This is a genomic window from Delftia sp. DT-2, from assembly GCF_028401915.1.
GTDB classification, from domain to species: Bacteria; Pseudomonadota; Gammaproteobacteria; order Burkholderiales; family Burkholderiaceae_C; genus Comamonas; species Comamonas tsuruhatensis.
Genome location: NZ_JAQOTI010000004.1, coordinates 250423 through 268431, shown reverse-complemented (window position 1 = coordinate 268431; position 18009 = coordinate 250423). Strand labels below are relative to the sequence as shown.

Genomic DNA, 18009 nt, shown 5'->3' with positions numbered 1-18009 from the left:
TTTATTCGGATTACTTTGGCGGTGGTGGCGGGGGAAAACTGCGCTACCAGGAGTTCTTGGCGTCTGGGACGTTTACCCCTCCTGCGGCGCTTTTGGCGAGTGGCGGGCAGGGCTGGGTCTTGCTTGTTGGTGGTGGCGGCGGTGGAGGTTGTTCGCGGGGTGGCGGTGGCGGTGGAGGTGCTGTTCTGACATTGCCGATGACGTTTGCCGGGCCTGTCGCGGTCACTATCGGTGCGGGTGGTGCTGGCGGGACTGCATCGGGCGTTGGCAACGGCACTGCGGGTGGCGCCACATCTGTTGGATCTGCGTCTGTCCCGGGTGGTGGGTATGGCGCTGGCGGTTTGTCTGGATATCAGCGAGGTGGCAGCGGAGGGGCGGGAGGCGGCGGCTCTGGGGCAAATACGGGAGGCGGTGGTGGAGGCGCCGGTGGTCCTGGCAATGGCAGCGGCAACGGGGCGGGCGGGCAGGGGCGCGGTGGTGAGGGCCTCTGGGGTGGTGGTGGGGGCAACGGTGGCTCTGGCAATGGCGGCGTTGGTGGTTTGGGCATCAACGGTTATGGCGGCGGGGGCGGGGGTGGAGGAGACTCGGCCACCAACGGTCCTGGACTGGGTATGTCTGGCGGCGGTAGTGGCGGCGTGGAAGGCAGCCCTGGTGGGCTTGGTAGCGCTGGTGCCGCAAATCGTGGCGGTGGCGGCGGTGGCGGCGGTTACAACGCTGTTGGCGGTGCTGGGGGATCGGGATTTGTAAGGATCTGGTGGTACGAATGATCAAAAACTACGCACTCATCAAAAGCGGCTGTGTCGAGCAAGTCATCGTTGCTGACGCAGATTTTGCGGACTCGGTCCGCGCGCAGTGGGACCGCGTAGAACCTGCGCCAGAAGGTGTCGGCATTGGCTGGTCATGGGATGGCCAGGCTTTCGCCGCGCCTGTTGTGCCCGACCCAGGGCCGCAGCCTACGCCCGTGCGTCACATCAGCGTTGGAGCATTCTTCGACAGGTTCGGCCCAGGGAAATGGCAGATCCTGGCCGATGGAAGTGATCAATGCAAGGCGGTGATCCAGGACGCGAGCGTGCGCAAGTACATCGACCTGGACAACGCTGATCTGCCGGCAGGCCTGGCCATCCTGCAGGCCGCAGGGCATGCAATCGATCCTGGTGCGATCCTCGACGCGCCGATCCAGCCGCACGAGCTGCCCTGATAGATGACATCTCACAACAAACCGCCTTCGGGCGGTTTTTTCATGCCCGAAGGACCTTGATGCCCGAACCCACAACCACTGCAGCCGGGCTCGCTACTGTCGCCGGAGCCGCAGTCTCGACGTCTGCACTCACCGCGTTTGGCGTGCCGCTGGGTCTGCACGTCGATCTGCTGCTGGCCGGCTTCTTCGGCGCCCTGGTGAGCATCATCTTGCTCAACACCGTGCCGGGCACTGCGGACACCTGGCGCGAGCTGCTGCGCACTTCCGTGCGGCGCTTGGCCGTGGCCTGGGCCTCCTCGATCACTGCGGGTTATCTCACGCCCCTGGCGCTGCTCATCGCAAACGTGCCCGCATCGCTGATGCTGTCCATGGCCTTTTTGGTCGGCGCCGGCGCACAGCGCGTGCTGCTTGCCCTCATGCGCAAGTATTGGCCGCAGGCCGGGGAGAGCTGACATGCGACACCTTGGCTTTTTCCTGCTCTGGATCTTCGGCCTGGTTGTCCTGGCCGAAGCCCTCAACAAGCTGGAGCGCACGCGGCCGTGCCTGCCAGGGCTCACCCGCAATCAGCGCCTGCTTGCCTGGCTCAAGGCCCTGGCCTGGTGCCTGCTAGCTGCCGCCGGCGCCGGCGCGCTCGTCGCGCCCATCTTCGATTTCCCAGCACCCACGGCCCGCGAACTGTGCATGTTCGCGGGCTTCGTCGTGCTCATCGTTCGTACCCGATTCAAAGAGGGATAGACATGCAATTGACCCCCCATTTCACGCTGGCCGAAATGACCGCCAGCAGCACAGCCCGGCGCCAGGGGCTGGACAACACGCCAACGCCCGAGGCCCTGCAGCGCCTGGCGCTTACGGCCGCGATGCTGGAGCGCGTGCGCGCGCACCTGGGCGTGCCAGTCATCGTCACCAGCGGCTATCGATCGCGCGCTGTCAATGCCGCCGTGGGTGGCGTCACCAGCAGCGACCACGCCATAGGCGCGGCCGCCGACATCGTGGCACCCAGCTACGGCACGCCGTATGCCGTCGCCAAGGTCCTGGCGCCGCTTGTCGCAGCCCTGGGCATCGGGCAAATCATCTATGAGTCCGTGGGCGGCAAGCGCTGGGTGCACTTGTCCACGCGCACGCCGGACAAGCCCGTCAACCGCGTGATCACCGTCAGCGGCAAAAACACTCTGGTGGGCATCCAGGAGGTCTAGATGCTGGCCCTCCTCAAATCCCGCGTCTGGCAGCTCCTGGCCCTGGTGCTGGCCGTGCTGCTGCTTTGGCAGAGCGTTGGCCATCTGCTCGCTTTGCGCGCCGCCGACAAGGCCCGCGCTGACCTGGCGACCGAGCGCGCGGACGCAGCTGCAGCGGCCGCCGAAACATCCCAGCGATATCGAAAACTGGAAGGCACCTACCGTGAAAACCTCGACACAATCGCCCGCGAATCTGGCCAGGCACAGGCTCGCGCTGCTGCTGACGCTGACGCTGCCCGCGCTGCTGCTGGCCGGCTGCGCGGCGACCTCGCCGACTACATCACCGCCCATCGTGCCGCCGCCCAGGCTCGCGCCGCTGCCGGACAGTGCACGCCAGACACCGGCGCCCTTGATCTGCTTGCCGAGCTGCAGCGCCGCGCTGATGAGCGAGCGGGAGAGCTGGCGAGCATTGCTGACGACGCCCGCGCCCGTGGCACCGTCTGTGAGTGGTCCTACGATGCAGGCCTCGCCCTTATGACGGACGCAGCGCTAGGGCAAGGGCCGTGAGCGATCCCGTCTGCCGTCGTGGACTTCGTGATCAGGAATGAGTCGTGAGGTTGATGCCGTCAGGCTTACGCACTGGCACGGATGTTAGCTAGTGTGTGGTGGCCAGCCCCGTGAAGAGTCGGTGATCCTGGGCGACCTAGCGCTAGCTACATGCTTGAAACACTATATATACTCTGCTCATGCACGCACGCGCCTAGTGCATGCGTCTAGCATAGTTTAACTTAGGAAGCAATGTGTCCAGCAACTCTATCGACCTCTGGCTAGTCGATCATTTCCGCATAACCCTTTTCCTCCTCCGCCCGTGGGAAGGACCTGTTGATGTTGCTTTCGCTGGGATTTTTAGCGTTCTACCAGATTCTGTAGAGTCAAAGCCTAACGCGGGTGAGCATGCTTGCATTGGTAACTGGAATGCTCAAAGGGTGCAGTTTAGAGTTTCTTTAAATAGGCTGGATATTATTGTTGGTGCGCAAATTCCACAGACTGCTCAAATGGTTTTTGTTGAAAGGCCATTCGATAAATTCGCAGAATTTGTTCTGCTCGTTAAAAACTGGATTCAAGGTGCTAATTTTGAGGTGAATCGGTTTGCTTTGGCTACCAATGCTTTGTGGAAAGTGGAGGATAGAGCACGGGCGGCAAGGAAGGCAACTGAGCTGGCGGGCGTGACTATATCGGCGCCTGATGAATTGGAGGATGTTCAATTTGTATATAATCGGCCAATTTCGTCTAGTTCGGTGCCAAATGAGAAAATAAATAGAGTAGTTACTGCTTCCGCTCTAAAAGTAGAAATAGGGATGATGATCGATGGTGCGCCCACACCAATGCTTAGTGAACATTACTCTGGTTTATTTACTGATATAAGCTCTCGTGCTGATCGAGGTTCGATAATTGGTTATGAGCAGTTTCTTGCCTTGTTGGATGAGATGGTGGTAGAGCAGTCTTCGATTTTTTCAAGGGGGGCTTATGCTTCAGTCTTTGAGTGATCAGAGGGCTGCGCCCGGAATTGTATTCCGTCGTTCGTCTACGAAACCCAGCGATGAGGGTTGCGGTTTTCTAAGGCCTCCGACTGCTAGGATTGAAACGTCTCAGACAATGCATAATGTGTCTATTATGCTCGGAGGCTTTTCTGCCCAGCCTTGTGCTGTTTTTGTCGTGGAGTCTCCGGTATCAGTTTTTGATAGAGCTCAGGCTGTTGGTCTCCTTCTAAATGGTCGGGCCGCGACGGATCATTCAATTGCAAAGAAAGCTGTTAAGTCTAGTCTTCAGGATGTATATGATCTTGAGAGGGCTGGTGCGCATCGGCAAGCGGCAAGGGAAATGATGCGGACTCTTGAGGGAAATCTTAAGAAGAATTCCTTGGATTTGGCAAATATGGTCTTGGTCGAGGTGGACTACTCTAGGGTGAGTAGTAGAACACTTAGTGGGATGATACGTTCTACTTTTCGAGTCAATAAGATGCTGCCTGCTTGGAGTGAGTCGTATGCCAAGGCTTGGCGTGCCGTAGCTGCATCTGGAAAGTCGCCAAAGACGACATTTGTCGGTTTGCCAAAAATTTCGGAGTAGAAGAAAAATTGCTTAATTCGCCCGATTCTTTGCTGGCGGCTGGTGCTTCACATGCTCTTGCAATTGGAATCACTACTCAGAAAGAAAATCCCAAGCAGAGGCACGTTGCTATAATCTACAAGCGTGATGATAACGGGTTTGGCCTTATTCACTTGGGGTGGCATAATTACTTTCTTCATCAGAGATGGGATGAAGAATATCATTGGGTAGTCTTACCGGGATTGGATATAGAGCAGCAGGAATTATTTGTAGATTGGGCTAAGCTGGTTTGCATGAAGGAGCCTGATCATCCAATACCCTATAGTATTTTGTTTAGGCCTGATGGAAACTTTGATAGTTCTGGCTGTTTTATATCTTCGAACGACGGAAGTGGGTTGACTTGCGCCACTTTTGTGTTGGCGTTGTTTTCTGATTTTGGTATTCCGATAGCTGAACATACGACTTGGCCCGTTGGTCGTGAGAATGATGTAAGCTGGATGAATAATATTTTGGATAGTTTGTCTGAGTACGTGAAAAGTAGATATCCAGAATATCTTCCAAGTATTGCTATTCAAAGATTACAAGCTAAAGCACTACGCCGGTTTCGGCCTGAGGACGTTGTGGCTTGTGCCGGTCTATATCACGACACTCCCATTTCATTTGATGAGATGCATCCGGCCTCCCTGCTTGTTGTGCATTCTCTTTTACGTGCGCGAGCGCAATCAAATTAAGGTGTCTGCCCTTTGATATCTTGATAATAGGTTTTTGTTTTGCTCGCGTTTCTAGGCTGATGAGTTAAGCGTTTCAATAAGGCTTTGTGGTACTTTATTTTCTGGGTTTTCGCTAGTTTAAAGAGCTTTGTTCTGCGTTAATCAGAGTGCCTTGTCGATCCACGCTGAGCATCCGAGCTACGCCGCCGCGTGCGATCAGCACTAGGTCAATCTTGTAGTCGCGCTCTGAGGCATTCGGATCGGGGTTGACGCCTCGGGCGTACACCACGATGCGCTCAAAAGTGTCAGCAACAAGCTGGCGGGCCTGCAGTCTGGGCTCGATCTCTTGTGCCTCCACGCCGGCCGCCAGCGCACGCCAGGCAGCATCGGCTCCAGAGATGTCTGTGCGCGCCGCGCCTGCCAAATCCAATTCGGCCGCCTGCAGCTTGGCCTGAGCCGCTGCCAGATCGACCTCCAGCTGGCGAGCGCGCCGTGCGAAAACTGCCGGCGTTCCCTCTTCCGCGCTGGCCAGCATCGCGTCGGTGAGCTTGTCGAGCTGGGCGCTGATCTGGTCCACCTCCTGGCGTGCTGCTACCACCTGGGCGCGCGGGGCCTGGCTGCGGTCTGCCCCGTACAGGGCCTGTAGGTTAACGATGTCGCTGCAGTAAGACATGATGGCCCGCTCCACTGGCGCCGCGCTTGTGCTGCCCGACACAGGGCAGCCGCCACCATAGGCGGCTGCCGAGGCGCAGAGCAGGCGCCGGTTTCCGTCGCGCAGGCGCCCATCTGGCAGTCGATTCTTGGTGGCGAGGTGCTGGCCAGACATCGGGCGGCCGCAGTATCCGCAGATCGTGATGCCCAGTCCAGTGATGACATGCGGTAAATCCCCCTTCACACGCCGGCGGCCGCTCTGCGCTGCCACGCGCTGCAGTTCCGTCCACTCGTCTGCACTCAATAGAGCAGGGTAGTAGTCACGCAGCTGGTACTCCTCGCCATCAATGGAGATGGGCTTGATGCCTGCGAGCTGCGGCATTTTGAGCAGGCGGTAGATCTGGTGTGTCCTGTTTTCGGCAGACGTGGTGTAGAGCTGCAGGCCTTCGGCGTCAAGGCGCTGGACGATGCCTTTGCCGCCGTGTCCCTGGACATACAGCTGCACAGCCCGGCGTACTGCGGCCGCACGGCCGGCGTCGATCTCCCACCCCCCCTCCACCTCCTTGACCCATTCCGGGTCATGTCCCTGGCGCACATGCCCTCTGTACGTGCCGTTCTGCCATCCCTCGCACAGGCGCCTGATGCTGGCCTTCACCCGCTTGCTCTTCGTGTCGCTTTCCTCGTGCGCGCGGATCATCACGAGCAGGCTGTAGACAAGATCCATGGGGTTTTCTTTGAGCCGGGCGCGGCTGTAGGCCTTTCCGTCGCTCGCCGTGACCACGGTGATGCCCGCATTTACAATCTGGGCCAGTTGCGCCTGGGCCTGGATGGGTTCGGCGCGAGAGAGGCGGTCCAGCCCCTCCACGATCAGCACAGATCCATGCGGTACACGCCCGTCCTCCACGGCCCGCAGGAACACCCCGAGCGCACCACTTTTGATGTGCTGCTGGTGGTAGGCACTCAGGCCCTCGTCGCGCAGGGTCAGGCTGCTGTCGAGCTGCAGGCCGTGCTCAGAGGCCCATTTTTCCGCGTATGCCAGTTGTCTGTCTGTACTGCTGCCCGTCGATTGCTTCGGGTCGGAGAACCGCAGGTAGCTATAGACAAGACCTTTAAGAGAAGTTTTTCCCATGAATGAACCCGCTGTGAAAGTGGACCGCCTGCCGCGTATAGGTATGGTATCGCTTGGGTGCCCCAAGGCACTCACGGACTCCGAACTCATCCTTACCCAGCTCAGCGCCGAGGGCTACCAGACCTCCAAGACCTTCGAGGGCGCTGACCTGGTGATCGTCAACACCTGCGGCTTCATCGATGACGCCGTGCGCGAGAGCCTGGACACCATTGGCGAGGCGCTGGCCGAGAACGGCAAGGTCATCGTCACGGGCTGCCTGGGCGCCAAGGCGGGCAAGGACGGCGGCAACCTGATCCAGGAAGTGCACCCCAGCGTGCTGGCCGTGACCGGTCCGCATGCCACGCAGGAGGTGATGAATGCCGTCCACACCCATCTGCCCAAGCCGCACGATCCCTTCATCGACCTGGTGCCGGGCGCCTTTGGCGAGGCGGGCATCAAGCTCACGCCCAGGCACTACGCCTACCTGAAGATTTCCGAGGGCTGTAACCACCGCTGCACCTTCTGCATCATCCCTTCCATGCGCGGCGATCTGGTTTCGCGTCCGGTGGGCGATGTGCTCAAGGAGGCGCGCGCGCTGTTCGAGGGCGGCGTCAAGGAGCTGCTGGTGATCAGCCAGGACACCTCGGCCTATGGCGTGGACGTGAAGTACCGCACGGGCTTCTGGGACGGCAAGCCGGTGAAGACACGCATGCTCGAACTGGTGCAGACGCTGGCCGAGATCGCCGAGCCCTATGGCGCCTGGGTGCGCCTGCACTATGTCTACCCGTACCCCAGCGTGGACGAGATCATTCCGTTCATGGCCACGGGCCGCGTGCTTCCCTATCTGGACGTGCCCTTCCAGCACAGCCATCCTGATGTCTTGAAGCGCATGAAGCGCCCCGCCAACGGTGAAAAGAACCTGGAGCGCCTGCAGCGCTGGCGCGAGATCTGCCCGGATCTGGTGATCCGCTCCACCTTCATCGCCGGCTTCCCCGGCGAGACGGAGCAGGAGTTCGAGCACCTGCTGCAGTTCCTGCGCGAGGCGCAGATCGACCGCGCGGGCTGCTTTGCCTACAGCCCGGTCGAAGGCGCTGCCGCCAACGAGATTCCCGGCATGCTGCCCCTGGAAGTGCGCGAGGAGCGCCGCGCGCGTTTCATGGCCGTGGCCGAGGAGGTTTCCACGGCACGCCTGCAAAAGCGCGTCGGCCAGACCATGCAGGTGCTGGTGGACAAGTCCGTGGGCCTGGGCAAGAAGGGTGGCGTGGGCCGCAGCTATGCCGATGCCCCCGAGATCGACGGCCTGGTGCACCTGCTGCCGCCCGAGAAGGCCAGCAAGACCTACAAGGTGGGTGACTTCGTCAAGGCGCGCATCGTGGGCACGCAGGGCCACGACCTGGTGGGCCAGCCCGTGTAAGGCCTGCATTCGCATCCCTGAAAAGCGGGCAAGGTTTTCCTTGCCCGCTTTTTTTTCCTTGATGGTCCAAGGCCTGATTTTGATCAAGGCGTTCAGGTCGCTTCGCTGAAATGCTGTACCTACTTTGACGCAAAGAAAGGATGGCGCGAATGAACAGGACCATGAAGGCCGCCGTGGTGCGGGAGTTTGGCAAGCCGCTCACCATCGAGGAAGTCCCGGTGCCCAGGCCCGATCCCGGCCATGTGCTGGTGAAGATCGAGGCCTGCGGCGTCTGCCATACCGATTTGCACGCGGCGCAGGGCGACTGGCCCGTCAAGCCCAATCCGCCTTTCATCCCAGGCCACGAAGGCGTGGGCTACGTGGCCGCCGTGGGCGCGGGCGTCACTCACGTGAAGGAGGGCGACCGCGTGGGCATTCCGTGGCTGTACACGGCCTGCGGCCATTGCGAGCATTGCCTGGGCGGCTGGGAGACGCTGTGCGAGCAGCAAAAGAACACCGGCTACTCCGTCAACGGCGGCTTTGCGCAGTACGCGCTGGCCGATGCCAATTTCGTGGGCCTGCTGCCCGGCAGCGTGGACCTGATCGAGATCGCGCCCGTGCTGTGCGCGGGCGTCACGGTCTACAAGGGCCTGAAGGTCACGGACACCAGGCCCGGCAACTGGGTGGTGATCTCGGGCATTGGCGGCCTGGGCCACATGGCCGTGCAATATGCCAAGGCCATGGGCCTGAACGTGGCGGCGGTGGATGTGGATGACGACAAGCTGGCGCTGGCCCGGCGCCTGGGCGCACAGGTCACGGTCAATGCCATGACCACGGACCCTGCGGCCTATCTGAAAAAAGAGATCGGCGGCGCGCACGGCGCCTTGGTGACGGCGGTCTCGCCCAAGGCCTTCGAGCAGGCGCTGGGCATGGTGCGGCGCGGCGGCACGGTATCGCTCAACGGCCTGCCGCCCGGCAGCTTCCCGCTGCCCATCTTCAACATGGTGCTCAGCGGCGTGACGGTGCGCGGCTCCATCGTGGGCACGCGGCTGGACCTGCAGGAGTCGCTGGATTTCGCGGCCATGGGCAAGGTCAAGGCCACCGTGTCCACCGACCGGCTGGAGAACATCAACGACATCTTCGCGCGCATGCATGAAGGCAAGATCGAAGGGCGCGTGGTGCTGGACCTGAACGCCTGACGCTTTGCCCACCCCCAAAAAAACAGGCTTCCCTCGGGAAGCCTGTTTTGCATGGCGCACGCCTTACACCATGCGGCGGATCGGGCGCTTCTTCCACACCAGCTTGTAGTAGGCGGTCTGCAGGCACAGCGTCAGGGTGTAGGACAGCGGAAAGGCCATCCAGATTCCCATCAGCCCGAAGCTGCGGCTCAGCCACCATGCCATGGGCAGCTCCAGCACGGCGAGCACCGTGATGGTGATGGCCGTGGGAATGACCACATCGCCGCTGGCACGCATGATGGACGACAGGGCAATGAAGCAGCCCAGCAGCAGGCCGCTCCACAGCACGATGTACAGCAGCTCGATGGCCAGCACCAGCACCTGCTCGTCGGTGATGAACATGCCCAGCAGCGGCCGCGCGAACAGGCTGCCGATCAGGGCCAGGGCGGCACCCAGCACCAGGTTCATGCGTATGGCCGTGGCCGTGATGGCGCCCAGGCGCTCGCTGCGGCCAGCGCCGATGGCCTGGGCGCCGAGGATGGAGGCCGTGATGGCCACCGAAATGACCGGGAACTGCGCAAACGAGTTGATCTGGTTGACCGCACCATAGGCTGCCGTGGCGCTGGAGCCGAAGCCGTTGACCAGCGACACGACGACCAGCCCGGCCATGGACGAGGCGATCATCTGCACGCCCGTGGGAATGCCCACGCGCAGGATGCTCTTGAGCAGGGTCCGGTCAATGCGCATGGCCTTCCACAGCGCGGCATTGGGCGCCAGCGGGCTGGCTATGCGGCGCAGCCGCCAGCCCAGCCAGGCCAGCGCCAGGGTGAAGCCCAGGATCATGGACACGCCCGCGCTGGCCACGCCCAGGCGCGGCAGGCCGCCCCAGCCCGCGATCAGCGCCGGCGTGCAGACCAGGCCCGTGCCGGTGGAGATCAGCAGGGCCAGCATGGGCGAGACCGTGTCGCCCACGCCGCGCAGCAGCGAGGTGGCCAGCAGGAACACGAACAGCCCCGGCATGCCCAGCAGCACGATGCGCGAATACAGCGTGGCCTGCTCCATGATGTCGGGCGGCGTGCCCAGCAGACGCATCAGCGGCTCGGTGAACAGTCCGCCGAACAGGGCCACGACGGCGCCGAACAGCAGCCCTATGCACATGGCCGTGCCTGCGATGGCGCGCAGCTTGTCGTGCATGCGCGCACCGTAGGCCTGGCCTATCAGCACCGAGGAGCCTGCGCCCAGGCCGATCACGAAGGCGATGAAGAGAAACATCACCGGAAAAAAGGCCGCGACGGCCGCCAGGGCCTGCACGCCCAGCATCTGGCCGATGAAGACGCTGTTGATGGTGCCCGACAGCGACTGCAGGATATTGGCCAGGACCATGGGGCCCAGGAACACCAGGAAGGTGCGCCACAGCGGCTGGGTGCCGTGGGCGATGGGCGGCCCGGCGGGGCTGGATGCGGCAGGCGCAGCAGCCTGGGGCAGAGGTTCGTTAGGTTTCGTCATGTTGTGTCTGTTAATGCGACGAGAAAATGCAATGGAAGGCGGGGGCTTCAGTCCTGCGCTGGCGATGGCGGCGAGGACCAGGCAGCGCTGCTCAGTTGCTGCAGATAGCTTCGCACATCCTCGGGCCAGGTGGCGGTGTGCCTTGCAAAGGCGTCGGCCTGGTGCGCAAAGAGGGCGCGGCTGGCGTCCTCGAAATGGGGCAGGTCGCCCGCCATCTCGCTCATGAATCGGTAGGCGGCCTCGGTGGCGGCGCGCACGGCATCCTGTGCGGCATGCTTGCCACGCGCCTCGTCCACCAGTCTGCGCAGTGCGCCGGAGGCGCCGCCGGGCTGGCGGTTCAGCCATTCCCAGTGCCGTGGCAGCAATGTGACTTCGCGTGCCACCACGCCCAGCTTGGGGCGGCCCACGCTGCGCGGTGCGGCGGCTTGTCCGGGTGCGGGCGATGCGGCCAGTTCGCTGCGCCAGTCCAGGTCCAGCCGCATGCCGCTGTGGTCGTCGAAAACCCACAGCGGCGGCGCCGATCCGCTGCCTTGCGGCTGCTGTTCATGGCTTTGCAGGAACTGCAGGACGGCAGGCCTGTCCCCCTGCAGCAGGCGGCCATGGCCCTGGAAGATGGTGTAGCTGGGTGCGGGCTCGGCGCCCGCCATGCAAGAGTCGGTAGTCATGTGCTGGATATTAGCCGGGTAAAATCTGCAAGTCAATTAAACCCGGGTAAATATCTGCATGGATGCCGCGCGCCCAAAGAAAAAGCCCCTGGCAGAGACTGCCAGGGGCTTCGCAGAGGGAACTGCAAGCGTTGTTTAGACGCGCTTGCGGTACTCGCCCGTGCGGGTGTCGATTTCGATCTTGTCGCCCTGGCTCACGAACAGGGGCACGGGCACTTCAAAGCCGGTGGCGATCTTGGCGGGCTTGAGCACCTTGCCCGATGTGTCGCCCTTGACGGCGGGTTCGGTCCAGGTGATTTCGCGTTCCACGGACGTGGGCAGTTCGCAGGAGATGGCCTTGCCGTCGTAGAACACGACTTCGGCCTGCATGCCGTCTTCCAGGTAGTTGATGGCGTCGCCCATGTTGGCGGCTTCCACTTCGTACTGGTTGTATTCGGCATCCATCCAGACGTACATCGGATCGGCGAAGTAGGAGTAGGTGCACTCCTTCTTGTCCAGGATCACGTTGTCGATCTTGTCGTCGGCCTTGAACACGACTTCGGTGCCCATGTTCGACAGCAGGGCCTTGAGCTTCATGCGCACGGTGGCGGCGCCGCGGCCACCGCGAGCGTATTCGGTCTTCAGGACGATCATCGGGTCCTTGCCGTGCATGATCACGTTGCCGGCGCGGATTTCTTGAGCGATTTTCATAGCTTGCTTGGCTGAGGTTGAAGCCGCTCAACAGGGCAGGCAAGCGAAGTCGCTGGGACGGTGCGCCTGCCGCAGTTCCGCGGCGGGTGCAACCCTGGTTGGTCGATGGCGGCCGGCTGGCGGTCGCCCGCAACGGCGCCTCCAGGGAGGCAAAACGTGCATTCTAGCTTTTTTCGGTCACGAAAGCTTGCAGCTGCTCAATCAATGGGGTCTGTTGCAGCAGCCGCGCGCGCGCGGCCAGTGCGCAGTCCTGCCATTGCCGCAGCAGCGCAGGCGTGATTGCGGGCAGGGTGCTTGCCGGTGCCATGCCGTTCCAGGCATGGTGGAAGGCGCGCAGGCTGGCCGGCGCCTGCAGCCAGTCCAGGAAGGCGTCTAGCTTGTCGTGATGGGCGTCGTCGTGCTGGGGATAGATGTGCCAGACCAGCGGCTGGCCGGCCCACAGCGCGCGTACCAGCGAATCCTCGCCGCGCACCAGGTTCAGGTCGCAGGCCCAGAGCATTTCGTCGAACTGCGGCTGGGGGCAGGGCTGCAGCGCATGCCGGGTCACCGCACCTTGGTCTACGGCGGTCACGCCGGCCATGGCCTGCTGCACCGCGGCTGCCGCGCGCCCGGGCGTCACCAGCAGATGCGTGGCCTGTGGTGCGGGCGGCGCAGCATGCAGCTGGCACAGCCAGTGCGGCAGGGCAGGGGGCTCGTAGCAGAACAGCGAGATGGCGCAATCACCGGTGCCTATGCCGTGGCGTGTGCGCCAGGCCTGCCGGCCCTCGGAAGCAAAAGTCGCCTGGCGCGCGGCCAGGTCCGGCTCGCGCAGCAGGCCGCCCGTGGCGGCCGTGAAGCCCGGGTAGAAGAACCAGCGCGTCAACCCCGCAGCCGGCCCCGACATCAGCGGCGAGGGCAGGCGGTGGCAGCGCTCCACATAGTCCTCTGCCGACAGGTACTCCAGGTTGATCCACAGCGGCGCGCGGCGCGCGATGGCCGCCAGAAAGGGCGGCGGAATCTCGCAGCCGAAGGCCTCGATGACCACATCACCCACGGCCTGCGGAATGTCCTGCGCCTGCGTGGGCCAGCCGTGCACGCTGAGTCCGGCCGGGTGCGGCCGGGGCGCCATCCAGGTCAGGGCGCTGGCGTCGTCCATCCACAGCCGCACGCGCTGGCCGCGTGAGGCCAGGTCGGCCGCCGCGCGCCAGCACACGCCGATGTCGCCGAAGTTGTCTATGACCTGGCAGAAGATGTCCCAGGTCCGTGCAGCGGCCTGCTCTGGCAGAGGGGCCGGGGGGATGGGGTTGAAGGCAAGCATCGGAATCAGGGTTCGCACAGGTGTTCGACCAGCAACTGGGCCACGGGCGGCAGGGCCTCCTGCGAGCGTACGCACAACATCAGCTGGCGCTCGGCCCAGGGCTCGTCCAGCGCAATGCAGCGCAGCGGCAGGGCGCCCAGGTACAGGCGGGCACTGCCTTCGGGCAGGATGCCGACGCCCAGGCCCGAGGCCACCATCAGGCACAGCGCGTCATAGCCCGTGACCTTCATGCGCAGCCGGGGCTGCAGGCCCAGGTCGGCCGCGGCGCGCGTGATCTGGTGGTTGAGCGCGCTGCCGGCGTGCATGCCCACCAAGTCATGGTCCAGCACCTGGGCCAGCCGCAGCGAGCGCCGGCGAGCCAGCGCATGGCCCTGGGGGACGATGACGATGAGGCGATCGCGCCGGTACGGGCGCAGGCGGATCTTCTCGCCGTAGCTGCCCTGGTTGAGGATGCCGATGTCGGCCTCGTTGTCGGCCACGGCGCGTGCGATGTCGCTGCTCACGCGCTCCTGCAGGCGCACGTCCACATGCGGATGCTGGTCCAGGAAGCGCTGCAGCTGGGAGGGCAGGAACTGCGTGATGGCCGAGATGTTGGCCATCACGCGCACATGGCCGCGCAGGCCGCTGCCGTACTCGCGCATCTGCTCGCCGATGCCGTCCAGGTCATTGAGCACGCCGCGCGCCATGTTCAGCAGTGCATAGGCGGCGGCCGTGGGTACGCTGCCGCGGTTGCTGCGGGTGAACAGCTCCACCTGCAGCTGGCTCTCCAGCTCGGCCAGCCGCCGGCTGGCGGCCGAGGGGGCGATGTGTTCACGTGCGGCGGCGCGGGCGATGGCGCTTTCCTCCATCACGGCCACGAACAGGCGCAGCGAAATCGGGTCGAGTTTCATGGGGTGGCGATTATCGCCCGGCCCCGCCCGACCGGGTTCTGCCATGCCGGTTTGCGATGGCAGCGTCGCGCTTGAGCGTTTTGCGGCCGGCGCGGACGGCGGCAAGATCGGCGCCGCGGCAATGCCATCGGAGGCCGGCCGCAGGAGACAAAGAGGAAGCGCTAACCCATGACACAACAGACAAGGCAGGCCCCCACACCCGGCGCGCTCAGCGGCGTGCGCGTGGTCGAGATGGGGCAATTGATCGCCGGGCCGTTCTGCGGCAAGACGCTGGGCGAATTCGGCGCCGACGTGGTCAAGATCGAGGCGCCGGGCGCGGGCGATCCGCTGCGCAACTGGCGCCTGATCAAGAACGGCACCTCGGTCTGGTGGCAGGTGCAGTCGCGCAACAAGCGTTCGGTGGCGCTGGACCTGCGCCAGCAGGAGGGCCAGGACATCGCGCGGCGCCTGATCGCCGAGGCCGATGTGCTGGTGGAGAACTTCCGTCCCGGCACGCTGGAGGGCTGGGGCATGTCGCCCGAAGAGCTCCATGCGCTCAACCCCGGGCTGGTCATCCTGCGCATCTCGGGCTACGGCCAGACCGGCCCCTACCGCGACCTGCCGGGCTTTGGCGTGATCGGCGAGGCCATGGGCGGCCTGCGCCACCTGACGGCCGAGCCAGGCCGCGTGCCGGTGCGCGTGGGCGTCTCGATTGGCGACACGCTGGCCGCGCTGCATGGCGTGATCGGCGTGATGATGGCCCTGTACCACCGCAAGGTGAACGGCGGTGCCGGCCAGGTCATCGACGTGGCGCTGCATGAGGCCGTGTTCAACGTCATGGAAAGCCTGCTGCCCGAATACAGCGCCTTCGGCGCCGTGCGCGAGGCCGCAGGCAGCGCGCTGCCGGGCATCGCGCCGTCCAACGCCTATCCCTGCCAGGACGGCTGGGTGCTGGTGGCCGGCAATGGCGACTCCATCTTCAAGCGCCTGATGGCCACCATCGGCCGCCAGGACCTGGCCGACGATCCGCAACTGGCCGACAACGCGGGCCGCGTGGCGCGCATTGCCGAGATCGATGCCGTCATCGGCGGCTGGACGCGCACGCAGAGCGTGCAGGCCGTGATGGACCAGCTGGCCGCCGCACGCGTGCCGGCCGGCAAGGTCTACACCGCCAAGGACATTGCCGAGGACCCGCACTACCGCGCCCGCGACATGATCCTCAGCCAGCACACGCGCGACGGCGACGACATCGAGGTGCCGGGCATCGTGCCCAAGCTCTCGCTCACGCCGGGCACGGTGCGCACCAGCGCCCCCCATGTGGGCGACGACACCGACGCGGTGCTGGCCGAGGCCGGCCTCACGGCCGAACAGATTGCGCTGCTGCGCAGCAAGGGAGTGATCCAATGAACGCCGTCCACACCACGGATGTCTGGCAGGGCGCGGGCCGCCGCGTCTTCTTCAACGAGGTCGGCACGCGCGACGGGCTGCAGATGGAGCAGGCCTTTGTCCCCACCGAGGACAAGATCGCCCTGGTCAATGCGCTGTCGCAGGCCGGCCTGTCCAAGATCGAGGTCACGGCCTTTGTCTCGCCCACCGCCATTCCCGCGCTGCGCGACGGCGAAATCGTCATGCGCGAGATCGAACGCCGCCCCGGCACCGTCTACACCGCCCTGGTGCCCAATGCGCGGGGCGCCGAGCGCGCCATCGAGGCGCGCACGGACGAACTCAACTTGGTCATGTCGGTCAGCGAGACCCACAACCTGTGCAACCTGCGCATGCAGCGCAGCCAGTCGTTCGCGGCGCTGGCCCAGGTCGTGGCCACGGCGCAGCAGGCGGGCGTGCCCGTCAATGTCTCGCTGTCATGCTGCTTTGGCTGCCCCATGGAGGGCGATGTGCCGCAGCAGGAAGTCTTCGGCTGGGTGCAGCGCTTTGCCGATCTGGGCGTGCAGGGCATCACGCTGTGCGACACCACGGGCATGGCCTTCCCGACCCAGGTGCACGCCATGGTGGCCGCCTTCCGGCAGCGCTGGCCCCAGCTGGGCATGACCCTGCATTTCCACAACACGCGCGGCATGGCGCTGGCCAATGTGCTGGCCTCCATCGAGGCGGGCGGCGACCGCTTCGATGCCTCCATCGGCGGCCTGGGCGGCTGCCCCTATGCGCCCGGCGCATCGGGCAATGCCTGCACCGAGGACATCGTCCACGCGCTGCAGCTCATGGGCTACGACACCGGCGTGGACCTGGCGCAGATCGTCGCGGCCGCGCGCAGCCTGCCCGCGCTGATCGGCCATGACACGGCCAGCCAGATCGCCAAGGCCGGCGCGCGGCTGGACCTGCACCAGCCGCCGCCCGAGTTCGCAGCCATCCGCGAACGGGCTTTGGCCAAGGGCTGAACCCGCCGCGCATTCTCATTCACAAGAACCGAGCAAACCAAGGAGACAAAGATGAAGAAGATTCAACGCAGACAGATCGCAGCCGTGGCCATGGCCATCGCAGGACTGGGCCTGGGCGGCACGGCCGCGCTGGCCCAGGGCGGCTACCCCGCCAAGACCATCACCATGATCGTGCCGGCCGCAGCCGGCGGCACCACCGACCTGGCCGCGCGCATGGCGGCCCAGGCGCTGGCGCCGGTGATCGGCCAGTCGGTGGTGGTGGACAACAAGGGCGGCGGCAACGGCTCCATCGCGGCCAGCCTGGTCAAGCGTGCCGAGGCCGATGGCTACACCCTGCTCATGCAGTACTCGGGCTACCACGTGATCTCGCCCCACCTGACCAAGACCCGCACCTGGGAGCAGGGCGACTTCCAGCCCGTGGCCAATGTGCTGTCGGCGCCGCAGATCATCGTGGTGCGGTCCGAGCTGCCCGTGAAGACGCTGGCCGAACTCGTGGCCTATGCCAAGGCCAACCCGGGCAAGCTGAACTACGCCTCTTCCGGCAACGGATCGCTGCAGCACGTGACCGGCGCCATGCTGGAGCAGCAGGCCGGCATCAAGATGGTCCACGTCCCCTACAAGGGCACGGGCCCCGCGCTCCAGGACCTGCTGGGTGGCCAGGTGGACCTGACCTTCGGCACGGCGCCGCCCTTCATGCCCCATGTGCAAAGCGGCAAGCTGCGCGTGCTGGCCGTCACCGGCACGCAGCGCCTGCCCAGCCTGCCTGATGCGCCCACCACGGCCGAGGCCGGCTACGCAGGCGTCAACGCCACCTCCTGGTTTGCCGTGTTCGCGCCCGCCGCCACGCCCAGGCCTGTGATCGACAAGCTCACGGCCGACCTCAAGAAGGTGGTGGAGAACCCGGCCTTCAAGCAAAAGGCGCAGGAGCAGGGCGCCACGGCCGACTACATGAACCCGCAGCAGCTCGGCGCCATGGTCAAGACCGACTGGGCCAACTGGGCCCAGGTGGTCAAGTCCTCGAAGATCGAGGCCGAGTAAGAACCCGCAGGCCCGCTGCGGCGGGCCCGGGCAGC

Annotated in this window: 19 protein-coding genes; 13 read left to right on the top strand and 6 right to left on the bottom strand. The window is 64.2% G+C overall.

Features of this window, described 5'->3' with window-relative positions; all coding sequences use genetic code 11:
- Positions 1–297: 297 nt before the first annotated feature.
- The 8 genes from PO605_RS31000 (at position 298) to PO605_RS08525 (ending at position 5207) form a co-directional block, all read left to right on the top strand.
- A complete protein-coding gene (locus PO605_RS31000) occupies positions 298–747 on the top strand; it encodes a hypothetical protein (RefSeq protein ID WP_272206283.1) in 450 nt (149 codons plus the stop codon).
- A gap of 16 nt (positions 748–763) precedes the next feature.
- Positions 764–1198, top strand: coding sequence for a hypothetical protein (locus PO605_RS08555; protein ID WP_272206282.1), 435 nt, complete (start codon positions 764–766; stop codon positions 1196–1198).
- A gap of 59 nt (positions 1199–1257) precedes the next feature.
- A complete protein-coding gene (locus PO605_RS08550; RefSeq protein WP_180317500.1) occupies positions 1258–1650 on the top strand; it encodes a hypothetical protein in 393 nt (130 codons plus the stop codon).
- Between the two features lies 1 nt (position 1651).
- On the top strand, positions 1652–1933 hold the full coding sequence (locus tag PO605_RS08545; RefSeq protein WP_046989120.1) for a hypothetical protein: 282 nt from the start codon (positions 1652–1654) through the stop codon (positions 1931–1933).
- A 2-nt stretch (positions 1934–1935) separates the two neighbouring features.
- Positions 1936–2391 carry a D-Ala-D-Ala carboxypeptidase family metallohydrolase gene (locus PO605_RS08540; protein ID WP_272206281.1) on the top strand — a complete coding sequence of 152 codons (456 nt, stop codon included), beginning with the start codon at positions 1936–1938 and terminating at the stop codon, positions 2389–2391.
- Positions 2392–2937, top strand: coding sequence for a DUF2514 family protein (locus PO605_RS08535; RefSeq protein WP_272206280.1), 546 nt, complete (start codon positions 2392–2394; stop codon positions 2935–2937). It abuts the gene before it with no gap.
- 233 nt (positions 2938–3170) lie between these two features.
- Positions 3171–3917: a hypothetical protein gene (locus PO605_RS08530; RefSeq protein WP_272206279.1), complete on the top strand. Its 747-nt coding sequence runs from the start codon at positions 3171–3173 to the stop codon at positions 3915–3917.
- Positions 3918–4505: 588 nt separating this feature from the next.
- Positions 4506–5207, top strand: coding sequence for a hypothetical protein (locus tag PO605_RS08525; RefSeq protein ID WP_272206278.1), 702 nt, complete (start codon positions 4506–4508; stop codon positions 5205–5207).
- 112 nt (positions 5208–5319) lie between these two features.
- Here PO605_RS08525 and PO605_RS08520 read toward each other — a convergent pair whose 3' ends face one another.
- A complete protein-coding gene (locus PO605_RS08520; protein ID WP_272206277.1) occupies positions 5320–6966 on the bottom strand; it encodes a recombinase family protein in 1647 nt (548 codons plus the stop codon).
- Between PO605_RS08520 and rimO the strand changes: the two genes are divergently transcribed.
- The gene (rimO, locus tag PO605_RS08515; RefSeq protein ID WP_272206276.1) at positions 6965–8359 is read left to right on the top strand and encodes a 30S ribosomal protein S12 methylthiotransferase RimO; all 1395 of its coding nucleotides are present in this window, start codon (positions 6965–6967) and stop codon (positions 8357–8359) included. The two genes, PO605_RS08520 and rimO, sit on opposite strands and share 2 nt — an antisense overlap.
- A gap of 149 nt (positions 8360–8508) precedes the next feature.
- On the top strand, positions 8509–9537 hold the full coding sequence (gene adhP / locus PO605_RS08510) for an alcohol dehydrogenase AdhP (RefSeq protein WP_016445343.1): 1029 nt from the start codon (positions 8509–8511) through the stop codon (positions 9535–9537).
- Positions 9538–9600: 63 nt separating this feature from the next.
- On the opposite strand, the gene PO605_RS08505 is transcribed toward adhP, so the two are convergent.
- From PO605_RS08505 to PO605_RS08485, 5 genes are all read right to left on the bottom strand, one after another.
- Complete coding sequence (locus PO605_RS08505; protein WP_046983666.1) at positions 9601–11022, bottom strand: MATE family efflux transporter; 1422 nt, start codon at positions 11020–11022, stop codon at positions 9601–9603.
- Between the two features lie 47 nt (positions 11023–11069).
- Positions 11070–11669, bottom strand: a complete 600-nt coding sequence (locus tag PO605_RS08500; RefSeq protein ID WP_017406154.1) for a DUF2239 family protein — start codon at positions 11667–11669, stop codon at positions 11070–11072.
- Positions 11670–11822: 153 nt separating this feature from the next.
- Complete coding sequence (gene efp, locus PO605_RS08495) at positions 11823–12377, bottom strand: elongation factor P (protein WP_016445346.1); 555 nt, start codon at positions 12375–12377, stop codon at positions 11823–11825.
- 163 nt (positions 12378–12540) lie between these two features.
- On the bottom strand, positions 12541–13674 hold the full coding sequence (earP, locus tag PO605_RS08490) for an elongation factor P maturation arginine rhamnosyltransferase EarP (RefSeq protein WP_047468799.1): 1134 nt from the start codon (positions 13672–13674) through the stop codon (positions 12541–12543).
- Between the two features lie 5 nt (positions 13675–13679).
- On the bottom strand, positions 13680–14564 hold the full coding sequence (locus tag PO605_RS08485) for a LysR family transcriptional regulator (protein WP_017406152.1): 885 nt from the start codon (positions 14562–14564) through the stop codon (positions 13680–13682).
- 168 nt (positions 14565–14732) lie between these two features.
- Here PO605_RS08485 and PO605_RS08480 point away from each other — a divergent pair, with 168 nt between their 5' ends.
- From PO605_RS08480 to PO605_RS08470, 3 genes are read left to right on the top strand one after another with little or no spacing between them, the layout of a single operon-like run.
- Positions 14733–15950, top strand: coding sequence for a CaiB/BaiF CoA transferase family protein (locus PO605_RS08480; protein WP_047217675.1), 1218 nt, complete (start codon positions 14733–14735; stop codon positions 15948–15950).
- Positions 15947–16936 (top strand): hydroxymethylglutaryl-CoA lyase, encoded by a 990-nt coding sequence (locus tag PO605_RS08475; protein WP_047468797.1) that lies wholly within the window; start codon positions 15947–15949, stop codon positions 16934–16936. The genes PO605_RS08480 and PO605_RS08475 overlap by 4 nt, the downstream gene beginning before the upstream one ends.
- 51 nt (positions 16937–16987) lie before the next feature.
- Positions 16988–17974, top strand: coding sequence for a Bug family tripartite tricarboxylate transporter substrate binding protein (locus tag PO605_RS08470; protein WP_016453010.1), 987 nt, complete (start codon positions 16988–16990; stop codon positions 17972–17974).
- Positions 17975–18009 lie beyond the last annotated feature (35 nt).

Coding starts and splice junctions, on each gene's coding strand:
- PO605_RS08555 (WP_272206282.1), top strand. CDS start 764: ATGATCAAAAACTACGCACTCATCAAAAGCGGCTGTGTCGAGCAAGTC.
- PO605_RS08550 (WP_180317500.1), top strand. CDS start 1,258: ATGCCCGAACCCACAACCACTGCAGCCGGGCTCGCTACTGTCGCCGGA.
- PO605_RS08545 (WP_046989120.1), top strand. CDS start 1,652: ATGCGACACCTTGGCTTTTTCCTGCTCTGGATCTTCGGCCTGGTTGTC.
- PO605_RS08540 (WP_272206281.1), top strand. CDS start 1,936: ATGCAATTGACCCCCCATTTCACGCTGGCCGAAATGACCGCCAGCAGC.
- PO605_RS08535 (WP_272206280.1), top strand. CDS start 2,392: ATGCTGGCCCTCCTCAAATCCCGCGTCTGGCAGCTCCTGGCCCTGGTG.
- rimO (WP_272206276.1), top strand. CDS start 6,965: ATGAATGAACCCGCTGTGAAAGTGGACCGCCTGCCGCGTATAGGTATG.
- PO605_RS08520 (WP_272206277.1), bottom strand. CDS start 6,966: ATGGGAAAAACTTCTCTTAAAGGTCTTGTCTATAGCTACCTGCGGTTC.
- adhP (WP_016445343.1), top strand. CDS start 8,509: ATGAACAGGACCATGAAGGCCGCCGTGGTGCGGGAGTTTGGCAAGCCG.
- PO605_RS08505 (WP_046983666.1), bottom strand. CDS start 11,022: ATGACGAAACCTAACGAACCTCTGCCCCAGGCTGCTGCGCCTGCCGCA.
- PO605_RS08500 (WP_017406154.1), bottom strand. CDS start 11,669: ATGGCGGGCGCCGAGCCCGCACCCAGCTACACCATCTTCCAGGGCCAT.
- efp (WP_016445346.1), bottom strand. CDS start 12,377: ATGAAAATCGCTCAAGAAATCCGCGCCGGCAACGTGATCATGCACGGC.
- earP (WP_047468799.1), bottom strand. CDS start 13,674: ATGCTTGCCTTCAACCCCATCCCCCCGGCCCCTCTGCCAGAGCAGGCC.
- PO605_RS08485 (WP_017406152.1), bottom strand. CDS start 14,564: ATGAAACTCGACCCGATTTCGCTGCGCCTGTTCGTGGCCGTGATGGAG.
- PO605_RS08480 (WP_047217675.1), top strand. CDS start 14,733: ATGACACAACAGACAAGGCAGGCCCCCACACCCGGCGCGCTCAGCGGC.
- PO605_RS08475 (WP_047468797.1), top strand. CDS start 15,947: ATGAACGCCGTCCACACCACGGATGTCTGGCAGGGCGCGGGCCGCCGC.
- PO605_RS08470 (WP_016453010.1), top strand. CDS start 16,988: ATGAAGAAGATTCAACGCAGACAGATCGCAGCCGTGGCCATGGCCATC.